Source organism: Mucilaginibacter sp. (genome assembly GCF_028288205.1).
Taxonomy (GTDB): Bacteria; Bacteroidota; Bacteroidia; order Sphingobacteriales; family Sphingobacteriaceae; genus Mucilaginibacter.
Window position 1 is genome coordinate 26553 of record NZ_JAQBOD010000004.1, and the last position, 22188, is coordinate 48740.

General features: G+C 41.1%; 19 protein-coding genes. 3 read left to right on the forward strand and 16 right to left on the reverse strand.

All coding sequences use genetic code 11. The annotated features are described in order from the left end of the window. Positions 1 to 31: 31 nt before the first annotated feature. From JWR23_RS00630 to JWR23_RS00690, 13 genes are all read right to left on the reverse strand, one after another. The gene (locus JWR23_RS00630) at positions 32 to 628 is read right to left on the reverse strand and encodes an RDD family protein (protein WP_299511646.1); all 597 of its coding nucleotides are present in this window, start codon (positions 626 to 628) and stop codon (positions 32 to 34) included. 31 nt (positions 629 to 659) lie between these two features. Further along, complete coding sequence (locus JWR23_RS00635; RefSeq protein WP_299511648.1) at positions 660 to 1061, reverse strand: hypothetical protein; 402 nt, start codon at positions 1059 to 1061, stop codon at positions 660 to 662. A 453-nt stretch (positions 1062 to 1514) separates the two neighbouring features. Then, positions 1515 to 1724 (reverse strand): cysteine-rich CWC family protein, encoded by a 210-nt coding sequence (locus JWR23_RS00640; protein ID WP_299511651.1) that lies wholly within the window; start codon positions 1722 to 1724, stop codon positions 1515 to 1517. A gap of 143 nt (positions 1725 to 1867) precedes the next feature. Next, entirely contained in the window at positions 1868 to 4246 is a 2379-nt protein-coding gene (locus JWR23_RS00645) for a ribonucleoside-diphosphate reductase subunit alpha (protein WP_299511654.1), read from the reverse strand. Positions 4247 to 4479: 233 nt separating this feature from the next. Continuing rightward, complete coding sequence (locus JWR23_RS00650; protein WP_299511656.1) at positions 4480 to 5451, reverse strand: ribonucleoside-diphosphate reductase small subunit; 972 nt, start codon at positions 5449 to 5451, stop codon at positions 4480 to 4482. A 413-nt stretch (positions 5452 to 5864) separates the two neighbouring features. After that, the gene (locus JWR23_RS00655) at positions 5865 to 6227 is read right to left on the reverse strand and encodes a methionine-R-sulfoxide reductase (protein ID WP_299511658.1); all 363 of its coding nucleotides are present in this window, start codon (positions 6225 to 6227) and stop codon (positions 5865 to 5867) included. Positions 6228 to 6418: 191 nt separating this feature from the next. Continuing rightward, positions 6419 to 7963, reverse strand: a complete 1545-nt coding sequence (locus tag JWR23_RS00660) for a serine hydrolase (protein WP_299511660.1) — start codon at positions 7961 to 7963, stop codon at positions 6419 to 6421. Between the two features lie 222 nt (positions 7964 to 8185). Beyond that, positions 8186 to 9067 (reverse strand): succinate--CoA ligase subunit alpha, encoded by an 882-nt coding sequence (gene sucD, locus JWR23_RS00665; protein WP_299511662.1) that lies wholly within the window; start codon positions 9065 to 9067, stop codon positions 8186 to 8188. Positions 9068 to 9543: 476 nt separating this feature from the next. After that, positions 9544 to 9675: a hypothetical protein gene (locus tag JWR23_RS00670; RefSeq protein WP_299511664.1), complete on the reverse strand. Its 132-nt coding sequence runs from the start codon at positions 9673 to 9675 to the stop codon at positions 9544 to 9546. 79 nt (positions 9676 to 9754) lie between these two features. Beyond that, positions 9755 to 10390: a hypothetical protein gene (locus JWR23_RS00675; protein ID WP_299511667.1), complete on the reverse strand. Its 636-nt coding sequence runs from the start codon at positions 10388 to 10390 to the stop codon at positions 9755 to 9757. Further along, positions 10387 to 11619 carry a C4-dicarboxylate transporter DctA gene (dctA, locus tag JWR23_RS00680; RefSeq protein ID WP_299511669.1) on the reverse strand — a complete coding sequence of 411 codons (1233 nt, stop codon included), beginning with the start codon at positions 11617 to 11619 and terminating at the stop codon, positions 10387 to 10389. Before dctA ends, JWR23_RS00675 begins: the two co-directional genes overlap by 4 nt. Before the next feature lie 89 nt (positions 11620 to 11708). After that, positions 11709 to 12011 carry a YXWGXW repeat-containing protein gene (locus tag JWR23_RS00685; RefSeq protein ID WP_299511671.1) on the reverse strand — a complete coding sequence of 101 codons (303 nt, stop codon included), beginning with the start codon at positions 12009 to 12011 and terminating at the stop codon, positions 11709 to 11711. A gap of 118 nt (positions 12012 to 12129) precedes the next feature. Next, the gene (locus JWR23_RS00690) at positions 12130 to 12420 is read right to left on the reverse strand and encodes a hypothetical protein (RefSeq protein ID WP_299511673.1); all 291 of its coding nucleotides are present in this window, start codon (positions 12418 to 12420) and stop codon (positions 12130 to 12132) included. A 367-nt stretch (positions 12421 to 12787) separates the two neighbouring features. Between JWR23_RS00690 and ligA the strand changes: the two genes are divergently transcribed. The 3 genes from ligA to dapA all read left to right on the forward strand — a co-directional run bounded on the left by ligA (position 12788) and on the right by dapA (position 18566). Next, positions 12788 to 14797 carry an NAD-dependent DNA ligase LigA gene (ligA, locus tag JWR23_RS00695; RefSeq protein ID WP_299511675.1) on the forward strand — a complete coding sequence of 670 codons (2010 nt, stop codon included), beginning with the start codon at positions 12788 to 12790 and terminating at the stop codon, positions 14795 to 14797. Positions 14798 to 15115: 318 nt separating this feature from the next. Then, on the forward strand, positions 15116 to 17560 hold the full coding sequence (locus tag JWR23_RS00700; protein WP_299511677.1) for a DUF5686 and carboxypeptidase regulatory-like domain-containing protein: 2445 nt from the start codon (positions 15116 to 15118) through the stop codon (positions 17558 to 17560). Between the two features lie 130 nt (positions 17561 to 17690). Then, positions 17691 to 18566 (forward strand): 4-hydroxy-tetrahydrodipicolinate synthase, encoded by an 876-nt coding sequence (gene dapA, locus JWR23_RS00705; RefSeq protein WP_299511679.1) that lies wholly within the window; start codon positions 17691 to 17693, stop codon positions 18564 to 18566. A 110-nt stretch (positions 18567 to 18676) separates the two neighbouring features. Here the strand turns inward: dapA and JWR23_RS00710 are convergent, their stop codons facing one another. The 3 genes from JWR23_RS00710 to ftsZ form a co-directional block, all read right to left on the reverse strand. Further along, complete coding sequence (locus tag JWR23_RS00710) at positions 18677 to 18853, reverse strand: histone H1 (protein WP_299511681.1); 177 nt, start codon at positions 18851 to 18853, stop codon at positions 18677 to 18679. 343 nt (positions 18854 to 19196) lie between these two features. Further along, positions 19197 to 20438 carry an aminotransferase class I/II-fold pyridoxal phosphate-dependent enzyme gene (locus JWR23_RS00715; RefSeq protein ID WP_299511683.1) on the reverse strand — a complete coding sequence of 414 codons (1242 nt, stop codon included), beginning with the start codon at positions 20436 to 20438 and terminating at the stop codon, positions 19197 to 19199. Positions 20439 to 20596: 158 nt separating this feature from the next. Then, positions 20597 to 22188 (reverse strand): cell division protein FtsZ (ftsZ, locus tag JWR23_RS00720; protein ID WP_299511685.1); only part of this gene is annotated, 1592 nt, incomplete at its 5' end.

Sequence of the window (22188 nt, forward strand, 5' to 3'; positions counted from 1 at the left end):
ACCGTATACACCCATATACACCCGTATACACTTACAACCTGTCTTTAATTACCAAAGTTGCTGCTATTTTATCATGCAGGCATTGTTGCTGCTTGTTAAAATAGCAGTACAGGTACCCCATAAATAAAGTAAGTACAGAGAAGATCTTGGCGGCATTCCTGCCTGCGGCGTGGGCCGGGGTTAGCCTGTTGCCCTGCATGTCGCAAACTGTTAATCCCGCCAGCTGCTTGCCATAGGTGGCTTGCTTGGCCGAGCTTTCCATTATCACCTGGTAAATAAACTTTACTATCGGTATCACTATTAACAAGCTAAATGCAAAAGCCAACCCTATCATCATATTGGTGATAAATAAAGAAATGGTAAATGCGATGATGATACATACGCCGGACACAAAGAACCAATCTAACGCGGCGGCTGTCAGTCGCTGATCAAAGCTACCGTAGTATTGAATAAGCACTTGTTTTTGAAAGCCGAATAGCTGGCGCAACTCGGCTATCTCATGGGCCTCCTTGTAATCGTCCATTGCGTCGGTTCTTACAAAATCGCCGGGTTTTATGTTTAGCGCTTTTAGTTCGTCTATAGTATAAGGGCCTTCGGGTTTACCATTTATTACGAGGGTGTAATTCATTACCTGCTAAATTAAGGTTAATCTTTCAGGATCAATACACATAAGCCAACGGCCCATCTTTAACTACAAATACAGACCAACCAGGTTTACTGCCCGAGCTAATACAGGCGATGAATTTATCACATATCGAGATTCCAACTTCTATCAAACCATCATTTAATGATTCCGTCCATTCGCATCTTATATCGCTATCATTTGTTATAGGTTTTATCGAGGCATCTTTCAACAGGTATTCCTTTGGATTTAAAAAAGGCATATCCTCTTCTCTCCAAAAAGAAATAGCGGGAGCTTCCTGCTGATTATATAACCAAACATCGCCAATGATATCTTCTCCTTCGTACAGATAGGCATACGCAACCCGTCCATCATCCTTTATCACTATAGAATAATGAGGATCAAATTCACAAAATACTTGTAAGGAAAATTTTGACATATTAGTTTATATTGTTCAAAAGTGGCAGGCATGCTGAGTAAGCGATATTTGTGCGTTTGCAAATATAGGTTACTCAGGATGACAATAATGTATGGTGTGTCCGATTGTTTTAAGGGTGTGAGGGTAATTAGCTGACGGACAGGCTTTCTCACCAAGCGTCATTGCGAGGAACGAAGCAATCTCTTCGTAGGACATTCCATATAAGAGTTGCTTGTGTTATCCACTGCCCTGAATAAGATTTTTCACAGTTGATTTGCGTGTGCAGAGATTGCTTCGTTCCTCGCAATGACGCGTTGGGAGATGATCGTCATTCACGTAGCAACCGTCCACTCGTTGCCAACGACAACTTTATAAGTTACTTATTATCAATTATTTATATTGTGTAATTTTCAATGCGGTTATTTGCAAACGCAAATATAGGTTACTTAAAATGACACCCTTTTTATTATTTTATTATCCGTTTATCCCCATCGCTTCCCTATACTCCTCCTGCAAGGCCAGCAAACATGCTGCGCACATACAGCCCTCATAATTCTCGCTGATGTATTGCACTTCGTTTAAAGTAAGCTGCACCACGCTGCACTGGCATTTGGTGTAAGCGTTTGCCTTACATTCAATGCGGGCTCCGCAACGGTCGCAGGGTATTATTTCGTGCTTGGTCATTGTTTAGTCTATGGTCTATAGTCGATAGTCCATAGCTGATATTCTAACAAATATAACGCAAAAAGACCATAGCCATTGCCAGTTTGAATTTCTTCTTTTGACAAGAACTATGGTCTATCGGCCATTAACTATAGACTGTTAATTTATCCTGAGCAAGTAACGCAGCCTTCTTCCATTGAGCAAGATGGGCCTGCAGGTATTTCGTCTTCAACCTGTGCTACCACTTCTGGTATAACCGGGTCCATATTTTTACCACCCTGGTTCTCTACTGTAAACTTAACAGCTTGCGAAGCAGCTTGTGTACGCAGGTAATACATACCGGTTTTTAAACCTTTTTTCCATGCGTAGAAGTGCATTGAAGTTAATTTGGATGCATTTGGCGAATTGATGAACAAGTTTAATGATTGCGACTGGCAGATGTAAGCACCCCTATCGGCAGCCATATCTATAATGTCGCGCATTTTGATCTCCCAAACGGTTTTGTACAGATCCTTCAATTCTTGCGGAATTTCGGCAATACCCTGTATAGAACCATTTGCAGTGATGATCTTATCTTTCATTGTGTTATCCCATAGGCCACGGTTCACTAAATCGCGCAGCAAATGTTTGTTTACAATAATAAATTCGCCGCTTAATACTCGGCGGGTGTAGATGTTTGAGGTATAAGGCTCAAAACACTCGTTGTTACCCAATATTTGCGAGGTAGATGCAGTTGGCATTGGCGCAACCAATAAAGAGTTACGTACACCATGATTCATTACATCTAAACGCAGGTTTTCCCAATCCCAACGGTTACTGGTTGGTTTTACTTTCCAAAGATCAAATTGGAACAGGCCTTTTGACAATGGCGAACCTTTAAAAGTTTCGTATGGTCCTTCTTTTATAGCCAGGTCTTTTGAGGCGGTCATTGAAGCAAAGTAGATAGTTTCAAATATATCTATATTGAGTTGCTTAGCTTCGGGGCTTTCAAAAGGCATACGTAATAATATAAATGCATCGGCCAATCCCTGTACACCTAATCCAACCGGGCGATGCCTTAAATTTGAATAGCGGGCTTCTTCAACCGGGTAATAATTATGATCAATAACTTTATTCAGGTTTAAGGTAGCCTGGTAGGTTACTTCATATAATTTTTCATGATCAAAAGCGCCGTTGATCACAAAGCGTGGCAATGCCAATGATGCCAGGTTACAAACAGCTATTTCGTCGGCAGAAGTATACTCCAAAATCTCGGTACATAAGTTTGAGCTTTTGATGGTACCTAAATTTTGCTGATTTGATTTGCTGTTAGCTGCATCTTTATATAACAAATAAGGCGTACCTGTTTCTACCTGGGCATCTAAGACCGCGAACCAAAGTTCCTGTGCTTTAATAACCTTGCGGGCACGGCCCTCTTTTTCGTATTTTTTATATAGCTTTTCAAAGTCTTTACCAAAGCAATCGGCCAAACCCGGCGCTTCATGCGGACAGAATAAGCTCCAGTCCTCATTAGCCTCAACCCGTTGCATAAACAAATCGGATACCCAAAGCGCATAGAACAAGTCGCGGGCGCGCATTTCTTCTTTACCGTGGTTTTTACGCAGGTCCAAAAATTCAAAAATATCCGCGTGCCATGGCTCTAAGTAAATCGCGAATGCGCCTTTACGTTTGCCGCCGCCCTGATCAACATAACGGGCGGTATCATTAAATACACGTAGCATAGGGATAATACCGTTGCTGGTACCATTAGTACCGCTGATGTATGAGCCAGTTGCACGTACATTATGTATGCTTAGGCCAATACCGCCTGCACTTTGTGATATTTTAGCGGTTTGTTTTAAAGTATCATATATACCATCGATGCTATCATCCTTCATGGTTAACAAAAAGCATGACGACATTTGTGGTTTTGGCGTACCTGCATTAAATAAGGTAGGTGTACCATGTGTAAACCAACGCTCGCTCATCAGGTGATAAGTTTTTATCGCGCTTGCGATATCTTCTTTATGAATACCCACTGCTACGCGCATATATAAATGCTGCGGGCGCTCGGCTATTTTGCCATCCAGTTTTAACAGGTATGATTTCTCAAGAGTTTTAAAGCCGAAGTAATCAAACCCAAAATCACGATCGTATATAATGCTGCTATCCAGTTCTTCAGCATTTTTTTCAATTATTTGCCAAACATCATCAGCCAGTAACGATGCATTTTTGCCGTTTTTGCTGTCGACATAGTAGTACAACAGGCGCATAGTTTCTGAGAATGATTTGATAGTATTTTTATGCAGGTTAGAAACCGCTATACGCGATGCCAGTAACGCGTAATCGGGGTGTTTCGTAGTTAACGACGCGGCAGTTTCGGCTGCAAGGTTATCCAGCTCAGAGGTGGTTACACCATCAAACAAACCTTCAATTACCTTTTTTGCCACATCAACCGGGTCAACCAGTGAGGGGTTTAAACCATAGCACAGTTTTTCAATACGTGCGGTTATTTTGTCAAATTTTACTGACTCTTGCTTACCGTCTCTTTTTACTACATACATAATCTTGGCATTTAATGGTTAGTACTGGATACCAACCGGTTATTATTTATTACTGAATACTTATTTTTTAAAAGCTGTTTAAAACAACTGAACATCGTCATTGCGAGCGTAGCGTGGCAATCTCTGCACGCCATGTGATAAATTTGCAAACTGATTTGCAACTGTAGAGATTGCTTCGTTCCTCGCAATGACGCTTCATTTGTTATTGTATTATATTTATAATAAACAGCTTCTTAAAAATCCTCGTCTAACGAGAATGATTTATTTTCCTGGTTATTTAATACACCGCTTTTTTGGTAATCGCCTACCCTCTTTTCGAAGAAGTTGGTTTTGCCCTGCAGCGATATCATCTCCATAAAATCAAATGGATTGCTTGCACCGTATACTTTATCATAACCTAATTCGCCTAACCACCTATCGGCAACAAATTCAATATACTGGCTCATCATCTTGGCGTTCATACCAATTAAACTAACCGGAAGAGCGTCGCTGATAAATTCTTTTTCTATTTCAACCGCATCTGTTATGATGGCCGTTGCTGCTTCTTTTGATAGTTTATTATCCAGCATACGGTATAACAAGCAAGCAAACTCGCAGTGCATGCCTTCGTCGCGGGATATCAGTTCATTGCTAAAGGTGAGGCCCGGCATTAAACCACGTTTTTTTAACCAGAATATAGAGCAAAAACTACCTGAGAAGAATATACCCTCAACCGCCGCGAAAGCAATTAAGCGCTCGGCAAATGATCCGTTATTTATCCAGCGTAATGCCCACTCCGCTTTTTTACCTACACAAGGTACGGTATCAATAGCGTGAAACAAACGGTCTTTTTCTGCAGGGTCTTTTATGTAAGTATCAATTAACAGCGCATAGGTTTCAGAGTGGATATTCTCCATCATGATCTGGAAACCGTAGAAACAACGCGCCTCTGGCAATTGTACCTCGCTCATAAAATTTACAGCCAGGTTTTCGTTCACAATACCATCGCTTGCCGCGAAAAATGCAAGAATGTGCGACACGAAATGTTTTTCGCCTGAGTTAAGACTTTCCCAATGTTTCAGATCATCAGAAAGGTCAATTTCTTCGGCGGTCCAAAAACTTGCTTCACATTTTTTATACATCTCCCAAATAGCGGGATATTTGATAGGTAGAATAACAAAGCGATCCTTGTTCTCTTTCAATAATAATTCAGTTTCTTCCGCCATGTGTTACAATTTTTTAATATTCAACTTCTAAAGTTTTTAAAACCTGCTGCCTGGTAATTTTAGCCGACAATGCCGCCGGGTAGTTGTTGTTAAACAATGATAAATACATTTCTATCACCTTAAACTACTCTAAACAATCACCCTCACTAATCCTTACTAAATTACTTAACAGGTACATCAGCCCATGATTTTATCATGGTTTTCCATTTTTACCGGCAAGGATCACCGATAATTTGGATAGCTTTAAAGAACTTATAATCCAAAGATATGGTTTGAGATTTTCCATTGTTAGTGATAGTTTTACACATCCCCTATAAGTTATAAACAAAATTTTTGTGGAGAGTAGAAACGGGTGATTAGTAGCACATTAAAACACCATTAACTAATTATTAAATTAATGGACTAAATATTTGTTATGTTTTTGGAACAAATTTCATAGAAACAGAATTAACGCAATGGCGGGTGTTTTTTGGGGTTAAAAATTCGCCCTCAAATACGTGCCCCAGGTGGGCACCGCAATTAGCACATACAATTTCTACGCGGCGTCCATCCGCATCCGGTACACGTTTAACAGCGCCGGGTATTTCGTCATCAAAGCTTGGCCATCCACAATGCGATTCAAACTTTGTTTCAGAAGTATATAATGGCGTATCGCATCTTTTGCAAACGTATAAACCCTCTGCTTTATTATTTAATAATGACCCGGTAAATGGCTGCTCTGTTCCTTTATGTAATATCACCCATTCTTCGTCGGGTGTTAAATTATTGTATTCCATATTAATTATTAATTAAGTGAAATATTGATTTCACACTTATACAATATACGACAAATTAAGGGGATTGATTGTTTTGAAATGGATGTTGACACTGGTTTGACCTAAACAAAATGGGTGTCACACAACTCCGCCGAAGTGTGTATAAATGCCTTTACGCTCATACTTCAACGGACTCAGCATGGCATCCTACGCTATTTACTAACCACATCCAAATGATACTCTTGTATCAATCCCGGCGTCTCTGGTGTTAAGGTAAACGCTACGCGGATATTTGTTTTTTCGCCCTGCATAATAAAGTAGCCGCGCATTTGGTTTTCTGCTACTATCTCACCAACACCGGTTATTTTACCCGCTTTAGCAAACGCGTCTGCAGCGGCAATTTTTAACTGCTCGGGAAAGTAATCCATAAAAAAGTTCATGGCAAATATGCCACTGGCTTTTGCGGTGCTCCAGTTGGCAATTACTTTTAGCAAATCGCTTTTTCGTTGCTCTAATATGGCTGAAGCAGGTAATTGCCTTGGTTTTATTCCCGAAAGTGCAAGCAAGGTATCCAGTACCTGATTATTGGGCGCCCCTGCCCTTGCATAGGTTAAATTAGCGAAGCAAACCACGCCGATGCCATACTCAGGCATAATGTTCCACTGACTGCCAAAGCCCGGTAAACCGCCGGTATGGCCAACATAGGTGCGGTTATCACAATCTTTTTCCCAACGCAAACCATAGCAATAAGCCGTAACATTAGGGCACGGCCTGCCGGTTGTAGTTTTTGCATTTGATGATAGCGCGTTTACATCCCACGGGTATTGCATTTCGCGGATGGAGCTGCGTTTTATCGGACCGGTCTCGGCATCATCCCTTGGCGGCCAGGCATCCAAATGCGCAGCCATATATTTACTAAAATCTTCTATGGTAGTTATTAAACCACCCATAGCACCGTAAGAACCGTCGTGTAGTAAAGGTTGCTCTACCCATTTATTATCCAGCCAGCGGTAGCCATGTGCCAGTTTATTTTTAGGCACTTTGGTGTATTCCCAATAAGTATGGGTCATGCCCAACGGTTTTAAAATATATTCGGTTATATAATCCTCGTAAGTTTTGCCTGATACTTTTTTTATGATGTATCCCAAAGTAGCAAAGCCCAGGTTACTATATTCATAGCCTAACCCCGGATTGTTAGAAAAAGAAATACCTTTTTTATAAAGCGCTATCAATTCGTCGTCACTATCGGCCAGTTGTCTGTCGCCCCATGGATTATCTTCCGGGTATCCGGATGTATGGGTCAATAAGTTTTTTATGGTGATGGGTGTAGCGTCTTTGGTTAGATATTTCAATCCCTTCATTTCGGGGATATACATATAAGCCGGGTCATCCAACTTCAACCTGCCTTCATCGCGCAGCTTTAATATGGCCATAGCGGTTAAGCTTTTGGTCATGGAAGCAATACGGAAATCTGAATTCGCATCTGCCGGTATCTTTGCATCAATATCGGTATAACCTATCCCCCCGCTGTGTACCAATTTGCCATCAACAACAATACCATAGGCCATGCCGGGCCAATGGTTTTTTTCGGCATAGTCTTTATATAGTTTATCTATTATGGCATAGGTTGATTCTATCTTTTTCAGCCTGTCCGCGTCCGCAAATACCGCAGGCTTGTAAGACTGCGCGGACGCCATTAAACTAACCACCGATAAGGTAATTGCAGCAATAAGGTGAGGTAGATTTTTAACTGTCATAAAGTACGCGATTGAGATATTCCAAGATACAAAATTTAATTATTGATTTATTAAATGAATGAATTAGTGAATGAAAATTGTTTGACCCATGATTTGTAGGATTACCATGATTACCTAATCAAAATCAAGATATCCTTAAATCTATTAATCATGGTTCAGACCAATAAAAAATCCCGGTCAAACTGACTGGGATTTTAATATCTGCAAGCAAACCTTTTACCTCTACTTAGCTAACTTAGCCAATTCCTCGGCCATTGCAGCGCCAATCTCCGCAGGCGATTCTACAACACGGATGCCGCATTCACGCATAATTTTCATTTTGGCAGCAGCGGTATCGTCGGCACCGCCAACAATTGCACCCGCATGGCCCATACGGCGTCCCGGAGGCGCAGTCTGACCGGCTATGAAACCTACTACAGGTTTAGTACCGTTTGCTTTTATCCAATGTGCAGCTTCGGCTTCCATGCCTCCGCCTATCTCGCCTATCATAATGATACCGTGGGTATCCGGATCATTCATTAACAACTCAACCGCTTCCTTGGTTGGGGTACCTATAATTGGGTCGCCGCCAATACCAATAGCGGTAGTAATACCTAAACCGGCTTTAACAACCTGGTCTACCGCCTCGTAAGTTAACGTGCCCGATTTTGAAACCACACCTACATTACCTTTTTTAAAGATGAAGCCCGGCATAATACCAATCTTGCTCTCATCGGCAGTAATAATACCCGGGCAGTTAGGACCTATTAAGCGTGAATCTTTATCGGTTAAATATTCTTTTACCTGTATCATATCCTTAGTTGGAATGCCTTCGGTAATACATACGATAACTTTTATACCGGCTTCGGCAGCTTCCATTATCGCGTCGGCTGCAAATGCAGGCGGAACGAAAATGATAGATACATCGGCACCTGTTTGTTTAACAGCATCGGCAACGGTATTAAATACCGGGCGGTCTAAATGTGTTTGTCCGCCTTTACCAGGCGTTACACCACCAACAAGCTGGGTACCATAAGCTATCATTTGCGATGCATGGTAGGTACCTTCATTACCTGTAAAGCCCTGAACTATAACTTTAGAATCTTTATTAACGAGTACACTCATTGGTCTTATTTCTTTTTGTAGCGCAAAGCTAAAATTATTTTTCGCCCCCTAAGGGTCTGAGGGGTGAATTTTTTGTTTGATGATGAAAAATTTACAAAGCAGGGAGTTGATACTGGTTTGTCTGTCGCTTCGTTACCTGTCACTTATGGCCTTAACGCACTTGGCTTGCCCCGCTCAATTGCCGCGGTGGCTGTTACTGTTTGTCTTGATACAAAAGTAACCAAAAAATCAAGTCAGGCCGATCGCTGCCACCGCTCAAGGCAAAACTCCCGGCCGCGCGCCCTGACAGGCCACCGCTTCTTTTTTGATTGCTCAGAATTACTAAAATCTTGGCCTTAACCCACAGCCGGCAGCAAAAAAGCTTCGGATGAGCGCAGGTAAAACAGCCAGCCCGTGTGGTTGGAGGGGCATCAGGGGTTTTGCAGAAGCGAGGGCTGCGTGAGCGTCAGCAGGGCAAAAGAACGTAGCCCGTGGTTTTACCTGCGATGCCGGGCAAAGGCCTGTGCGGCAGAGAAGCCTCTTTGCTGACTTGATTTTTGGTTCTTTTCATCAAGGAAAAGAACAACGCCTGCGCGGCGATTGAGCGGGTGGATGTTGGAAATCAGCATACAAACTGGTTAAAAGGAAGAACCGGACGGTTTTGAAATAAACGGACACTTACACAACCGATCCGCAGAAAGAGGGCTATTAATATTTCTCCCTAGCGGGAATTTTTAAATCAGTTAGCCCAATTAAATAATCGCAGCATTGATAATATTTACTTTTTGATTCTGGAGACCATCTAACAATAAGGTGATAAGTATTCGCTTTTTTCCCCTCTAATATCCATTGAGCACCATCCATACCTGATCGTTCATTGCTATTTGTACCCATCTTCCAATAATCTAATTGCTTTAATTTACTTTCAAATAAGTCCCACGTTGCCTTACTTATGATTTTATGTTTATCCGTAACAAGCTTTTCGTATTTTCCATTATCGCTCATTTTCCAATAAATCGAATACACATTGTTGTTTTTATTTATTCTAATAGCAATAGGGTGATGAAACGATCTGAGCCATGTGAACCTATAACTATTGACTCCTGATTTATGTTTATATATGACAGGCTCATTCATAGCCTCTAATTTCAGCGAATACCATAGATTTTCAAACGAAGTAATACCTGAATTTCTTTTTGATTCATCAACAGGAAAATAAAATTTCTTTGGCGTTTTCCCATCAAACATTAATATTTTTCGTCCAGAACCGAAATGCTTTTTTTGAGCTCCTGCTATATTCGTAAAGCCTAACGATATTATTGCTATAAAAATTATTCTTATCATGCCTTCAATTCCGGACTAACAAACTCCCCCTCACTTTTCGCAATCACAATAGTAGCCACACCATTACCAATTACATTGGTGATTGCCCGCGCTTCCGACATAAACCGGTCTACCCCTAACAATATCGCCACACCTTCTACCGGGATAACTTTTATAGCTGCCAGGGTTGAAGTTAGCACAATAAAGCCACTGCCTGTTACACCTGCCGCGCCTTTAGAGGTTATCATTAAGATACCGATAATGCCCAGTTGCTGCTCTATTGATAGCGGGATATGAAATACCTGCGCCAAAAATATTACCGACATGGATAAATAGATAGTTGTACCATCCAAATTAAAAGAATACCCTGCCGGGATAACCAGGCCAACGACAGACCGTGAGCAGCCAAATTTCTCCAGCTTCTCCATCATACCCGGCAATGCCGATTCTGATGATGAGGTACCCAATACAATCAGTATTTCTTCCTTAATATGTTTTAGGTATTGCCATAGGCTGAATTTATATATACGGCAAATGATATTCAATACCACAAAAATGAATAGGATCATGGTGATATAAACAGATGCCATTAACAATGCCAAAGGTTGCAGCGTTTTAATACCATAGGTACTTATGGTATAAGCCATGCCGCCGAAAGCACCTATCGGCGCAACCTTCATCACGATGTGCATAATGTTGAAGAATACTTTAGATAGCTTTTCGAAGAAATCGATAACTGTACGCCCGGTTTCTCCCATACGGCTTAGTCCGTAACCAAATAGTATGGCAAAAAATAATATCTGTAAAATATCGCCTTTGGCAAAAGCATCAAAAGCGTTGGCGGGTACAATGTGGGCTATGAAATCGCCCCAATGCATTTCTGACGCGGCCTTTTGATAAACCGCAAGCTTGCTGGTATCAGCCTTTACAGTGCTTACAAAGCCTTCGCCGGGTTTAACAATATTGGCTACCGTTACACCTATAATTAGGGCAAACGTGGTAACTATCTCAAAGTAAAGCAATGCCTTGCCTCCTACCCTGCCTACCTTTTTCATATCGCTCATACCGGCAATGCCCAGCACAATGGTGAAGAAAATAATAGGCGCTATCAGCATAGTTATCAGGCTGATAAATGTTTTGCTGATGAGCTGTGCGGTTGGCGCAAATGGCTTAAAATATAGCCCTACAATAATGCCAAGCACAATTGCAATAAGTACCTGGAAGGTTAGGTTGGTAAATAATCGTTTCATTATAGCAATAATACGATTATACAGCAAATAAAAAAGACTTACAGAGTTTAAAAATTGCGTAAGTCTTGATCTTTATTAGATGAGATATATTATCTCCAATGTCCCGGTACCCAAACATAACCCCGCGGGTGATGAGCCCAATGGCCTGATACCCATATCCCACCCGGATGCGGGGCAACGGCCCAATATCCCGGGCGTTCAACATAGGTTCTGCCCCTGGGGGTCCATTCGCTTTCAATCCAAACATGATTTGCAGAAGGCCGGGCAGGACGAACAGTTACCGTACGATGATGTACCATACGGGTTCTTACTACAACTTGTGCGCTGCCATTTGCAATTACAAATAGCACTATAGCTGCTGATGCAAATAAAATTCTCTTTAGTTTTTTCATAATAATATTGTATTAATTATATAACTAAAGACAGCGCACAAACAAAAAAGTTTAATTTTTTGGGCAAAAAAACGCCCAAATACTACATCCGGGGCGATCAATTTTTGGGTGCTGTTATTTATTTCCAATGGCCGCCTATCCAGGTGTATCCTTTTGGGGTTTTACTCCACCGGCCCTGTATCCATATTGCTCCCGCTTGCGGGGGAAACCCCCAAAATCCTGCCATATAATAGTGTCCATACGGATCCCATTCGGGCGCCATCCAAACGTATTTAGGCGAAGGTTGGGGAGCTCTTTTTCTTACAGGGACAGGTGGAATCTTAGATACATACATTTGCGCGTTGCTTGCTGTAATTCCAAGCACAAACAGCATGCTTAGTGATAGTAAAAATTTAGTAGCTTTTTTCATACAAATAATTTAATAATTGGAGTTTCAAATCTAAAAAAAAATCAAAAAATCAATATTTGTAATTTTAATTTTATGGATGAGGGATGGGTGTTTAAATCAGGGTAGATGCATTAAAATTTCTTTGCCCTCTTTCCGCGCAGCGAAGAGAGGGCCGACCAGCGTAGCGTAGTCGGGGTGAGTAATCGCCACCGTGCATTAGCGGTAATGTCGCCTTGTTAGTACTCACCCGATCATCGCTAAGTCGCTCGATCACCCTCTCTTCCGCAAGCGGTAAAGAGGGTTGGGATGGTGGATTTTTTTTAATACGTCCGCCCTGGTGTTTAAATAAAAAAGCATTCGTCATTAATCAATTTATTATCTTCGCTTCATGTCACCGGCAGAAGCTAAAAAACAAATAGAAACCTTATCGGCAGAGTTAAAACAACATAACTATAATTACTATGTGTTGGCTATGCCTGCCATATCCGACTTTGAGTTTGATAAAAAACTGGAGGCCCTGAACGCGCTCGAACAGCAATTCCCTGAATTTGCTGATCTTGATTCGCCAACGCAGCGGGTAGGTGGTTTTATTACCAAGGAGTTTAAGACTGTTAAACACCGCTGGCCAATGCTATCATTAGGTAATACCTATAATGAGCAGGAGCTGCTTGATTTTGACCAGCGCATACGTAAAGCCATAGGCGATAATTTTGAATATGTATGTGAACTAAAGTTTGATGGCTTATCCATGAGCCTGACTTACGAAAATGGTAAGCTTGCCCGCGCCGTTACCCGCGGCGACGGCGTAAAAGGTGATGAGGTAACTACCAACGTGCGCACCATACAAAGCATCCCAAAGCAATTAAAAGAAGGAAACTACCCGGATGAGTTTGAGATACGCGGCGAAGTATTTATGCACCTTAAAGCTTTTGAAAGGCTTAACGAGGAGCGCATAGAAAATGGCGAACCACCTTATGCCAATCCCCGTAATTTTGCGTCGGGTACTATAAAGCTGCAGGATTCGGGCGAGGTTGCTAAACGACCTCTTGATTGCTTTTTATATTTTTTGTATACCGAAAAACCGCTGTTTAAAACGCATTGGGAAAGCCTGCAAGCTGTTAAAAGTTGGGGTTTTCATGTTAATGAGCATAGCAGGCTTTGTAATAATATTGACGGTGTGCTGGCTTTTATTGCCGAGTGGGATAAAAAACGCTTTGGTTTAAGCTATGATATTGACGGTATTGTGCTTAAAGTAAACAGTTACGGGCAGCAGCAAGAGTTAGGCTACACGGCCAAATCGCCACGCTGGGCCATATCTTATAAATTTAAAGCAGAGCAGGTACAAACCCAACTGTTAAGCGTAAGCTACCAGGTGGGCCGTACCGGTGCAGTTACACCCGTTGCCAATTTAAAGCCGGTATTGCTGGCAGGCACCACGGTAAAACGCGCCACTCTGCATAATGCTAACGAAATGCTGCGGCTTGACCTGCATGAAGGCGACTGGGTTTTTGTAGAAAAAGGCGGCGAAATTATTCCGAAGATCATAGAAGTAAATTTAGAGAAACGTGATCCATCGGCACCCACCATTGATTATATAACCGAATGCCCTGCATGTGGCACTCCATTAAAGCGCCAGGAAGGCGAGGCTGCCTTTTATTGCCCTAATGATGAGGGTTGCCCGCCGCAAATAACGGGCAAAATGCAGCATTTTATTGGTCGTAAAGCCATGAATATTGATGGCCTGGGCGATGAAACTATCGAGACCTTATATCAGAAAGGATTTATCAGGCACATAAGCGATCTGTATAAACTGCATGAACATGCTGATGAGTTGAAGCAAATGGGTAGGTTTGGCGAAAAATCCATCAATAATATGCTGGAGGGTATTGAAAAGTCTAAGCAGATGCCTTTTGAAAAAGTGCTTTTTGGCTTAGGCATTCGTTACATTGGCGAAACGGTAGCTAAAAAACTTACGCATCATTTTAAAAATATTGATAACCTGATGGCAGCAACCCTTGATGAATTGATAGTTGCCGAAGAAATTGGCGAACGCATTGCCCATAGTTTAATAGAATACTTTGGCAATGAGAAACATCGTGAAGAAATTGAGCAATTAAAGGCACAAGGGTTACAGTTTGTAAGCGACGAAAAAGAAGTGGTATTGCAAAGCGAGGCATTATCAGGCAAGACTTTTATTATATCCGGCACTTTCGAAAGATCAAGGGATGAGTTAAAAGATATCATTGAGCAAAATGGTGGTAAAATATTAAGCAGCATATCAGCCAAATTAAACTACCTGATAGCCGGCGATAACATGGGCCCGGCAAAATTGGAAAAAGCGCAAAAGTTGAATATCCCTATTATTAGTGATGCGGAGTTGATGGGGATGATTGGATAGGCTCGCTCTTCTTCTCCACGTCATTGCTGTAAAGGTCAGATAATTCGGTAACAGACATTCGATATGATAAATCTCATTTCTTAGTAAAGGTGCGAAATTATCAATATTAAATATACCGGACATTGATTTGCATGTGCATAGATTGCTTTGTTCCTCGCAATGAGTTATGTGTCCGACTGTTCAAACGCACCCTTCATTCCTGGCGGACGGACACGCTTAGCAATGACGTGTAGTTTATGTATTTAACAATAATTTAACATCTATTATCTACAACCTTTTATCAATAAAATGCATCTTCGCATAAACCCCGCTCCATACATGAGGTCTGCCTTTATCTGTTTCTTATTTTTTATTGGTTTTAAAGTATCGGCGCAACAAGTTAGCGTAAGCGGCAAAATTACTGATGATAATGGCAAACCTGTGCCGTTTGCCAGTGTGTATATTCAAAACACCACGCTGGGTGCATCTGCCAATAGCGAGGGCGATTATTCGCTTCAATTAAAACCCGGCCAGTATGTGGTGCAATATAAAGCTATGGGCCTTAAGCAGGAAACCCGCAAGGTTGATCTGAAAGAAAGTAAGGTCATTAATATAACGCTCAGCACAGCAGTTTACCAGTTGCAAACGGTATCTATCACCGGCAATGGCGAGGACCCGGCGTATGCAATTATCCGCAAAGCGATAAAAAAACGTAAAACCTATTTAAACGAAGTAAAGGCGTATACCTGCGATGTTTATATTAAAGGGCTGCAAAAATTATTAGATGCACCTAAGAAATTCCTGGGCCGCGATATTAACCAGATAGGGCGGCAAATAGGTCTTGACTCTAACCGCAGGGGTATTGTGTATCTATCAGAATCCGAATCAAAATATAGTTTTATGTATCCGGGTAAGGTGCATGAAGAAATGATATCATCAAAGGTATCGGGCAGTAACCGGGCATTCAGCTTTAACAGAGCATCAGATCTGCGGGTAAATTTTTATGAGAATTTTGAAACATGGGTGGGCATAAGCTTACGGCCGCTTATATCGCCTATAGCTGATAATGCTTTATTTTATTATAACTATAAATACATTGGCGAAACTGTTGAAAACGGAAAAACAATTAATAAAATACAGGTGATACCACGCCGGGCGCACGACCCCTGTTTTGAAGGTTATGTTTATATACAGGATGATAGCTGGCGGCTGGTTGCCCTTGACTTATACATCACCAAAAAAGCTAACATCAGCCTTGCTGATACCATTAAAATAAATCAGCAATTTGTACCGGTAAGTAATAAGGCCTGGATGACATCAACCATCAGGTTTGATTTTACCGGTGGATTATTTGGTTTTAAACTGGGCGGTTATTTTATATCGGTTTATAAAAATTACGCCCTTAACCCCACTTTTAATAAAAAGGATTTTAACGAGGTGCTACGCATTACTAAAGGAATTAATAAAAAAGATAGCACCTATTGGCAACAGGAAAGGCCCATCCCCTTAACCAGCGAAGAAAAGACGGATTATAAAAAGAAAGAAGTGCTGGCGGCAAAGCGCGAATCAAAGCCTTATCTTGACTCGATAGATAAAGTAAATAATAAATTTAACCTCTTAAGGCTCACACTTAGCGGCATGAGTTTACGTGACCGTTATAAAAAAGAGTATTACCGTTTCGATCCTTTATTAGGTACATTCTTTTTTAATACCGTGCAGGGGTTCGCGTTTAATTACAAAACATCCTTTACCAAAATGACCGATACTGCAAATAACCGGTTCTTTAGAGTTGGCGCAAATATTGGATATGGTATTTCAGACCATATACTTAACGGCGGGGCTAATATGCTTATCCCGGTTAGTCAGTTTACCCTTGGCCTTGATGCCGGATCTGATATAGTAGATATGAATAACCTTCAACCTATTTCTACTTTATCAAATACGGTACATGGCCTGTTTGCAAAACAGAATTATCAAAAGCTCTATCAAAAGCAATTTGCATCCGCATCACTTTCGGGGCGTATAACAGGTGGTTGGCAAGCTGTTGCTACAGTTGAATGGGCAAATCGTAATTGGTTACCTAATACATCGGCATATTCATTTTCTAATAACAATGTGTATACTTCTAATAATCCTTTGTTGCCGGCACAAAACATACCTCTATTTCCTCAGAATCAATCCTTCAAACTCAGCTTACGCACCACTTATGATTTTAGTAACCAATATGAAACTCATCCTAATGGCAGGCGCTATTTGCCATCGCCATACCCAACTATAGGGTTAAGCTTTACCAAGGGCATTAAAAATGTATTAAGCTCGGATGTTGATTATGGTAAGCTTTCTGCAGATATTTCTAAATCAGACATCAGCATGGGGGTTTACGGCCATACATCTTTTTTTATAGGAGCAGGTAAATTTTTAACCGCTTCAAGTTTATACTATCCGGATTACAACCAGTTCAGGGGAAATGAAGGCCTTTTTTACAGGGGCGGCATCAGCAGTTTTTTACTACTTAATTATTATACCTACAGTACCCGTACCGAATATATAGAGGGGCACTTTGAACATAACTTTTCAGGGTTCATCACCAATAAGATTCCTATCATCAGAAAGCTTAAACTACAGGAAATTGTGCATATTAATTATCTCAGCTCGCCCGAACTGAAAAATTATTACGAGTTAGGACTGGGGGTTCAGTATCTTAATTTAAAGGTGCTATATGGCACTTCGTATAATAGCGGCAGTAATATACATTCAGCTATCCGGCTGGGAATCAGTTTGTAATTCTATAACGCTTTTAGGCTAAGCCATTTTTATTTTACCTTTTATCCGTTGGCTGAAACAAGCGTAATGAATTAAATCAAAAGTCATATCTATAAACAAATTATTATCTTAGCACCCTTTAATTGTGAACATGAACAAATTTTACGGAACTGGGATAGCTATAGTTACCCCTTTTCATGCAGACGGGCAAGTGGATTATGACGGGCTTAAAAACCTTATCAATTATTTAATTGATGGCGGGGTAGAATACCTTGTGTCATTAGGTACAACCGGCGAGAGCGCCACATTAAATTCAGAAGAAAAGAAGAAAATATGGGCCTTTACTGCCGATATGGTAAAGGGCCGTGTAAATTTAGTAGCAGGCATAGGCGGTAATAATACAGCCGAAGTTGTTGAGCAGGTGGCAGCATTTGACACAACCGGTTACGATGCTATATTATCTGCAAGCCCGGCTTACAATAAGCCTACACAGGAAGGCATTTACCAGCACTACAAAGCAATTGCCGAAAACTCTTCTCTGCCGGTAATTTTATATAATGTACCCGGCCGTACCTGCAGCAATGTTAGTGCTGAAACTACTATTAGGCTGGCCCGAGATTTTAAGAACATAATTGGTATAAAAGAAGCATCAGGCAATTTTGACCAAATTAACCAGATCATGCGCGATAAGCCGGAGGGGTTTTTAATGATATCCGGCGATGACCCGGTTAGCTTCCCTATGATTGCTTTAGGAGCTGTGGGTGTTATATCAGTAATAGGTAATGCGCTGCCCCGCCAAACATCTGATATGATCCGTCTGTGTTTAAATAATAATTTTAAAGCCGCGCAAAAAGGGCACTATGATCTGATTGATTTTACCAGGTTATGTTTTGTGGAAGGCAGCCCCGCAGGTGTAAAGACAGCGCTAAAACAGTTAGGTATTTGTGGTGATACGGTACGCCTGCCCCTTGTACAGGTTAGTGATTACACTGCCGGGCAGATCATTAAAGAAATTCAAAAATTTTAACCTAAAGATTTGATAACTTTTAAAAAGTTGCCAAATCTAAAAGCACAAAAAAAAACCCTGCTGCGTGCAGCCGGGTTTTATTAGTAAATACAAAAAATACTTTGCGTTCTTTACGCTTTGTTTTTTGCTTCCTGAACTTCTAAACGAATAGCCTGAGCTAAATTTTTAAGGTCTTGCATACCTTTACGAACGCGGGTACCGGCTGCACTGTTACCCTTGGTGTAAAACTTGTCAGCATCCGCTTCAAGCGATGCAATTAAGTTTTTTACTTCAGTGAATTTTTTCATTTAATTTCTCCTTTTAAAATATTATTGAGGTTTTTGTTTTGTAAAAGCTAATCTAAAATGTTTTTATTGAAAAAAAAATAGTTATAAATGCTTTAAACAGTGTTTTTTTCCACATTTTCAACCATTTTAGCTTTATGCCTTCTTAGCAAGAATAGCTTAAAAAGCTATCAATTTATCAATATTATAATAAATTTTCGTTAAAAATAATATTTGGCCCAATATTGTCGCTCGCTGGCAAAAAATTACCATTACTTACACCAATTGCTTTTATATCAAACCTATATAAAACAAAAAGCTCCTGCCTGTAAATTGCAGAAGCTTATTATTAGTTATAAGTTTTTTACTAAACGGTCGTCATATTTTCTTTGTAATGCCCGGCTTTTAGTTTTTCGCCCATTTCGCTGTATGCATCCAGTGTACGTTGCACATCTTCTAATGAATGCGCGGCGGTAGGTATCAATCTTAACAAGATCAATCCTTTAGGTATAACCGGGTAAATTACTATTGAACAGAATATACCATAGTTTTCACGCAGATCGCGTGTAAGCGAGGTTGCTTCGTACAAGTCGCCTTTCAAAAATACAGGGGTAACCATAGTATTAGTAACACCAATATCAAAACCGCGCTCTTTTAATCCGGATTGCAGGGCAGCCGTTATCTGCCATAGTTTTTTGCGTAACTGCGGTTGGGTTTTAAGCAACTCAAAGCGCTTTTTAAGCCCCAATACCATTGGCATTGGCAAGGCCTTTGCAAATATTTGCGAACGCATATTGTAGCGCAAATAATCAATCACCTGCTTCTCTCCGGCAACAAATGCACCAATACCCGCCATTGATTTGGCAAAGGTGGCAAAGTACACATCTACTTCATCAATACAATCTTGCTCCTCGTGGGTACCGGCTCCTGTTTTACCCATGGTACCAAAACCATGCGCGTCATCAACCAGTATGCGAAAATTATATTTGCCTTTAAGTGCAATTATCTCTTTTAATTTACCCTGGGCACCAGACATACCAAAAACACCTTCGGTAATTAATAATATACCACCACCTGTTTGTTCAACTAAGCGAGCAGCGTGCTCCAATTGCTTTTCGCAACTCGCCAGGTCATTATGCCTGTAAACAAAGCGTTTACCCATATGCATGCGCAAGCCGTCAATAATACAGGCGTGCGACTCGGCATCATAAACTATAACATCATTACGATTAACCAATGAATCAATTATTGATACCATTCCCTGGTAACCATAGTTAAGCAGGAAAGCATCGGGTTTACCTACAAATTCGGCAAGGCTGGTTTCTAATTCTTCGTGATGGACAGAATTGCCAGACATCATGCGCGCACCCATTGGGTAAGCCATACCGTAATCAGCGGCGGCTTGCGTATCAGCTGCCCTAACTTCGGGATGGTTAGCCAATCCCAGGTAATTATTAAGGCTCCAAACTAAATGTTCTTTTCCGTTAAATTGCATGTGCGGGCCAATATCACCCTCAAGCCTCGGATACGAAAAATATCCATGCGACCATTCCTGGTGCTGTCCAAGAGGACCGCCCATACTGCTCGTTATTTTATCAAATAAATCCAAATTACTATCCCTATTTATCGTTTTCGGCTGCAAATATAAGGTTTTATATCGCTTCCAAAATTAGAAACAAGAGTCAAAAACCATGAGTCAAGATAGGAAAAATAATTTACTTGTGTAAATTGATTCCTATTTTTGATTCTTAATCATTGACCTGAAAATCAGTCTACGTTATCGTGTAAGAATGAATTGCTATCGCGGATCTCTATTTTACCCTCATTATCAGGCAATAAAGAAAATCTGGATATCTGGCTTTCGTCAGATGCGGGGGTTTCCTGCAATGATACTTCTTTACGCTTATAGGCAGGAACGTTTTCCAGTTCCTGTATGTTACCGGTACGCAATTTCATACTCAGATCTTTTAAGCGCATAATACGCTCGCGGGATTTTCGTAATTGTTCCTCTATAGATTCGTCGGTTTTATGCTCATCCGCATTAACAACGGGTTGGGGTTCAACTATTTCCTCTTCAACCGCAGCTTCAAAGTTAATAATAGTCTCCGTTTCAGGGTCTGATAGCTTGAATGTAAATTCAGGTAGTTCATTTTCGTTCTCGCCTATCGGCTGCTCGTCAATTTCCTGAAAATTATATTTTATTACAGATGGCTCTTCGGTGCGTGTAGCTGCAAACAGGTCGAATAACCCGGCTTGTTTTTGCTCTTCTTTTGGTTGCTTCATATAAGGCTCGGCAGTAGTGCCTTCACTCACATGATTTATAAACTCATTAACCGGCTTAACCATTGGCGCATCAGGCACCAGCATAGATACTATCTTTTTGGTGCTGTATTCTTTCTCGCGCTCATCCTTAGTTTGGAAACCGGTAGCTATAATAGTAACAGATATTTTATCGCCCAGGCTTTCGTCTTTGCAATTACCCCATATCAGGTCGGCAGCAAGGCCGGCTTCTTCCTGAATATAGTCGGTAATAATACTTACCTCGTCCATAGTTACTTCCTTCTCGCCCGAGCTAATATTTAAAAGGATATAACGCGCGCCTTCAATTTCATTATCTTTTAATAATGGCGATGATAACGCGCCTTCAACTGCTCTTAATGCACGATTCTCGCCTTCGGCGGCCGAGCTTCCCATAATGGATACGCCGCTGTCTTTCATTACAGTACGCACATCTTTAAAGTCAACGTTTATATAGCCCGGCAAGGTTATGATCTCTGCAATACCTTTGGCGGCAGTTGTTAAAATATTATCAGCCTGTGCAAATGCCGAACCCAATGTTAGGTTACCAAATATCTGGCGCAGCCTGTCGTTTGATATTACCAGGAACGAATCAACATATTTTTTCAATTCCTCCATCCCTTCTTCGGCCTGCATTTTACGGCGTTTGCCTTCAAAAGAGAAAGGAGTAGTGATAATGCCAACGGTTAATATATCCATTTCGCGCGCGGCTTTGGCAATGATAGGGCTTGCGCCTGTACCTGTACCACCACCCATACCTGCTGTAATAAACAACATTTTGGTATTAACGCCCAGCATTTGCTTAATGTCGTCAATATTTTCAATAGCCGAATTTTTTCCCACCTCGGGTATTGAGCCTGCACCCATACCTTCTGTTAAGCTTGCGCCTAATTGTACCTTATTGGGTATAGGGCTTAACTCCAACGCTTGCGCATCAGTGTTACAGATTATAAAATCAACACCTGTAATACCTGCCTTGTACATGTGGTTTACTGCATTACCACCGCCGCCGCCAACACCAATAACCTTGATGATAGACGACTTTTCTTTTAACATCTCAA

What these genes read in the sequence shown, in the direction of transcription:
- JWR23_RS00630 (WP_299511646.1), bottom strand. Translation starts at nt 628, where the DNA reads ATGAATTACACCCTCGTAATAAATGGTAAACCCGAAGGCCCTTATACT.
- JWR23_RS00635 (WP_299511648.1), bottom strand. Translation starts at nt 1,061, where the DNA reads ATGTCAAAATTTTCCTTACAAGTATTTTGTGAATTTGATCCTCATTAT.
- JWR23_RS00640 (WP_299511651.1), bottom strand. Translation starts at nt 1,724, where the DNA reads ATGACCAAGCACGAAATAATACCCTGCGACCGTTGCGGAGCCCGCATT.
- JWR23_RS00645 (WP_299511654.1), bottom strand. Translation starts at nt 4,246, where the DNA reads ATGTATGTAGTAAAAAGAGACGGTAAGCAAGAGTCAGTAAAATTTGAC.
- JWR23_RS00650 (WP_299511656.1), bottom strand. Translation starts at nt 5,451, where the DNA reads ATGGCGGAAGAAACTGAATTATTATTGAAAGAGAACAAGGATCGCTTT.
- JWR23_RS00655 (WP_299511658.1), bottom strand. Translation starts at nt 6,227, where the DNA reads ATGGAATACAATAATTTAACACCCGACGAAGAATGGGTGATATTACAT.
- JWR23_RS00660 (WP_299511660.1), bottom strand. Translation starts at nt 7,963, where the DNA reads ATGACAGTTAAAAATCTACCTCACCTTATTGCTGCAATTACCTTATCG.
- sucD (WP_299511662.1), bottom strand. Translation starts at nt 9,067, where the DNA reads ATGAGTGTACTCGTTAATAAAGATTCTAAAGTTATAGTTCAGGGCTTT.
- JWR23_RS00670 (WP_299511664.1), bottom strand. Translation starts at nt 9,675, where the DNA reads ATGCTGATTTCCAACATCCACCCGCTCAATCGCCGCGCAGGCGTTGTT.
- JWR23_RS00675 (WP_299511667.1), bottom strand. Translation starts at nt 10,390, where the DNA reads ATGATAAGAATAATTTTTATAGCAATAATATCGTTAGGCTTTACGAAT.
- dctA (WP_299511669.1), bottom strand. Translation starts at nt 11,619, where the DNA reads ATGAAACGATTATTTACCAACCTAACCTTCCAGGTACTTATTGCAATT.
- JWR23_RS00685 (WP_299511671.1), bottom strand. Translation starts at nt 12,011, where the DNA reads ATGAAAAAACTAAAGAGAATTTTATTTGCATCAGCAGCTATAGTGCTA.
- JWR23_RS00690 (WP_299511673.1), bottom strand. Translation starts at nt 12,420, where the DNA reads ATGAAAAAAGCTACTAAATTTTTACTATCACTAAGCATGCTGTTTGTG.
- ligA (WP_299511675.1), top strand. Translation starts at nt 12,788, where the DNA reads ATGTCACCGGCAGAAGCTAAAAAACAAATAGAAACCTTATCGGCAGAG.
- JWR23_RS00700 (WP_299511677.1), top strand. Translation starts at nt 15,116, where the DNA reads ATGAGGTCTGCCTTTATCTGTTTCTTATTTTTTATTGGTTTTAAAGTA.
- dapA (WP_299511679.1), top strand. Translation starts at nt 17,691, where the DNA reads ATGAACAAATTTTACGGAACTGGGATAGCTATAGTTACCCCTTTTCAT.
- JWR23_RS00710 (WP_299511681.1), bottom strand. Translation starts at nt 18,853, where the DNA reads ATGAAAAAATTCACTGAAGTAAAAAACTTAATTGCATCGCTTGAAGCG.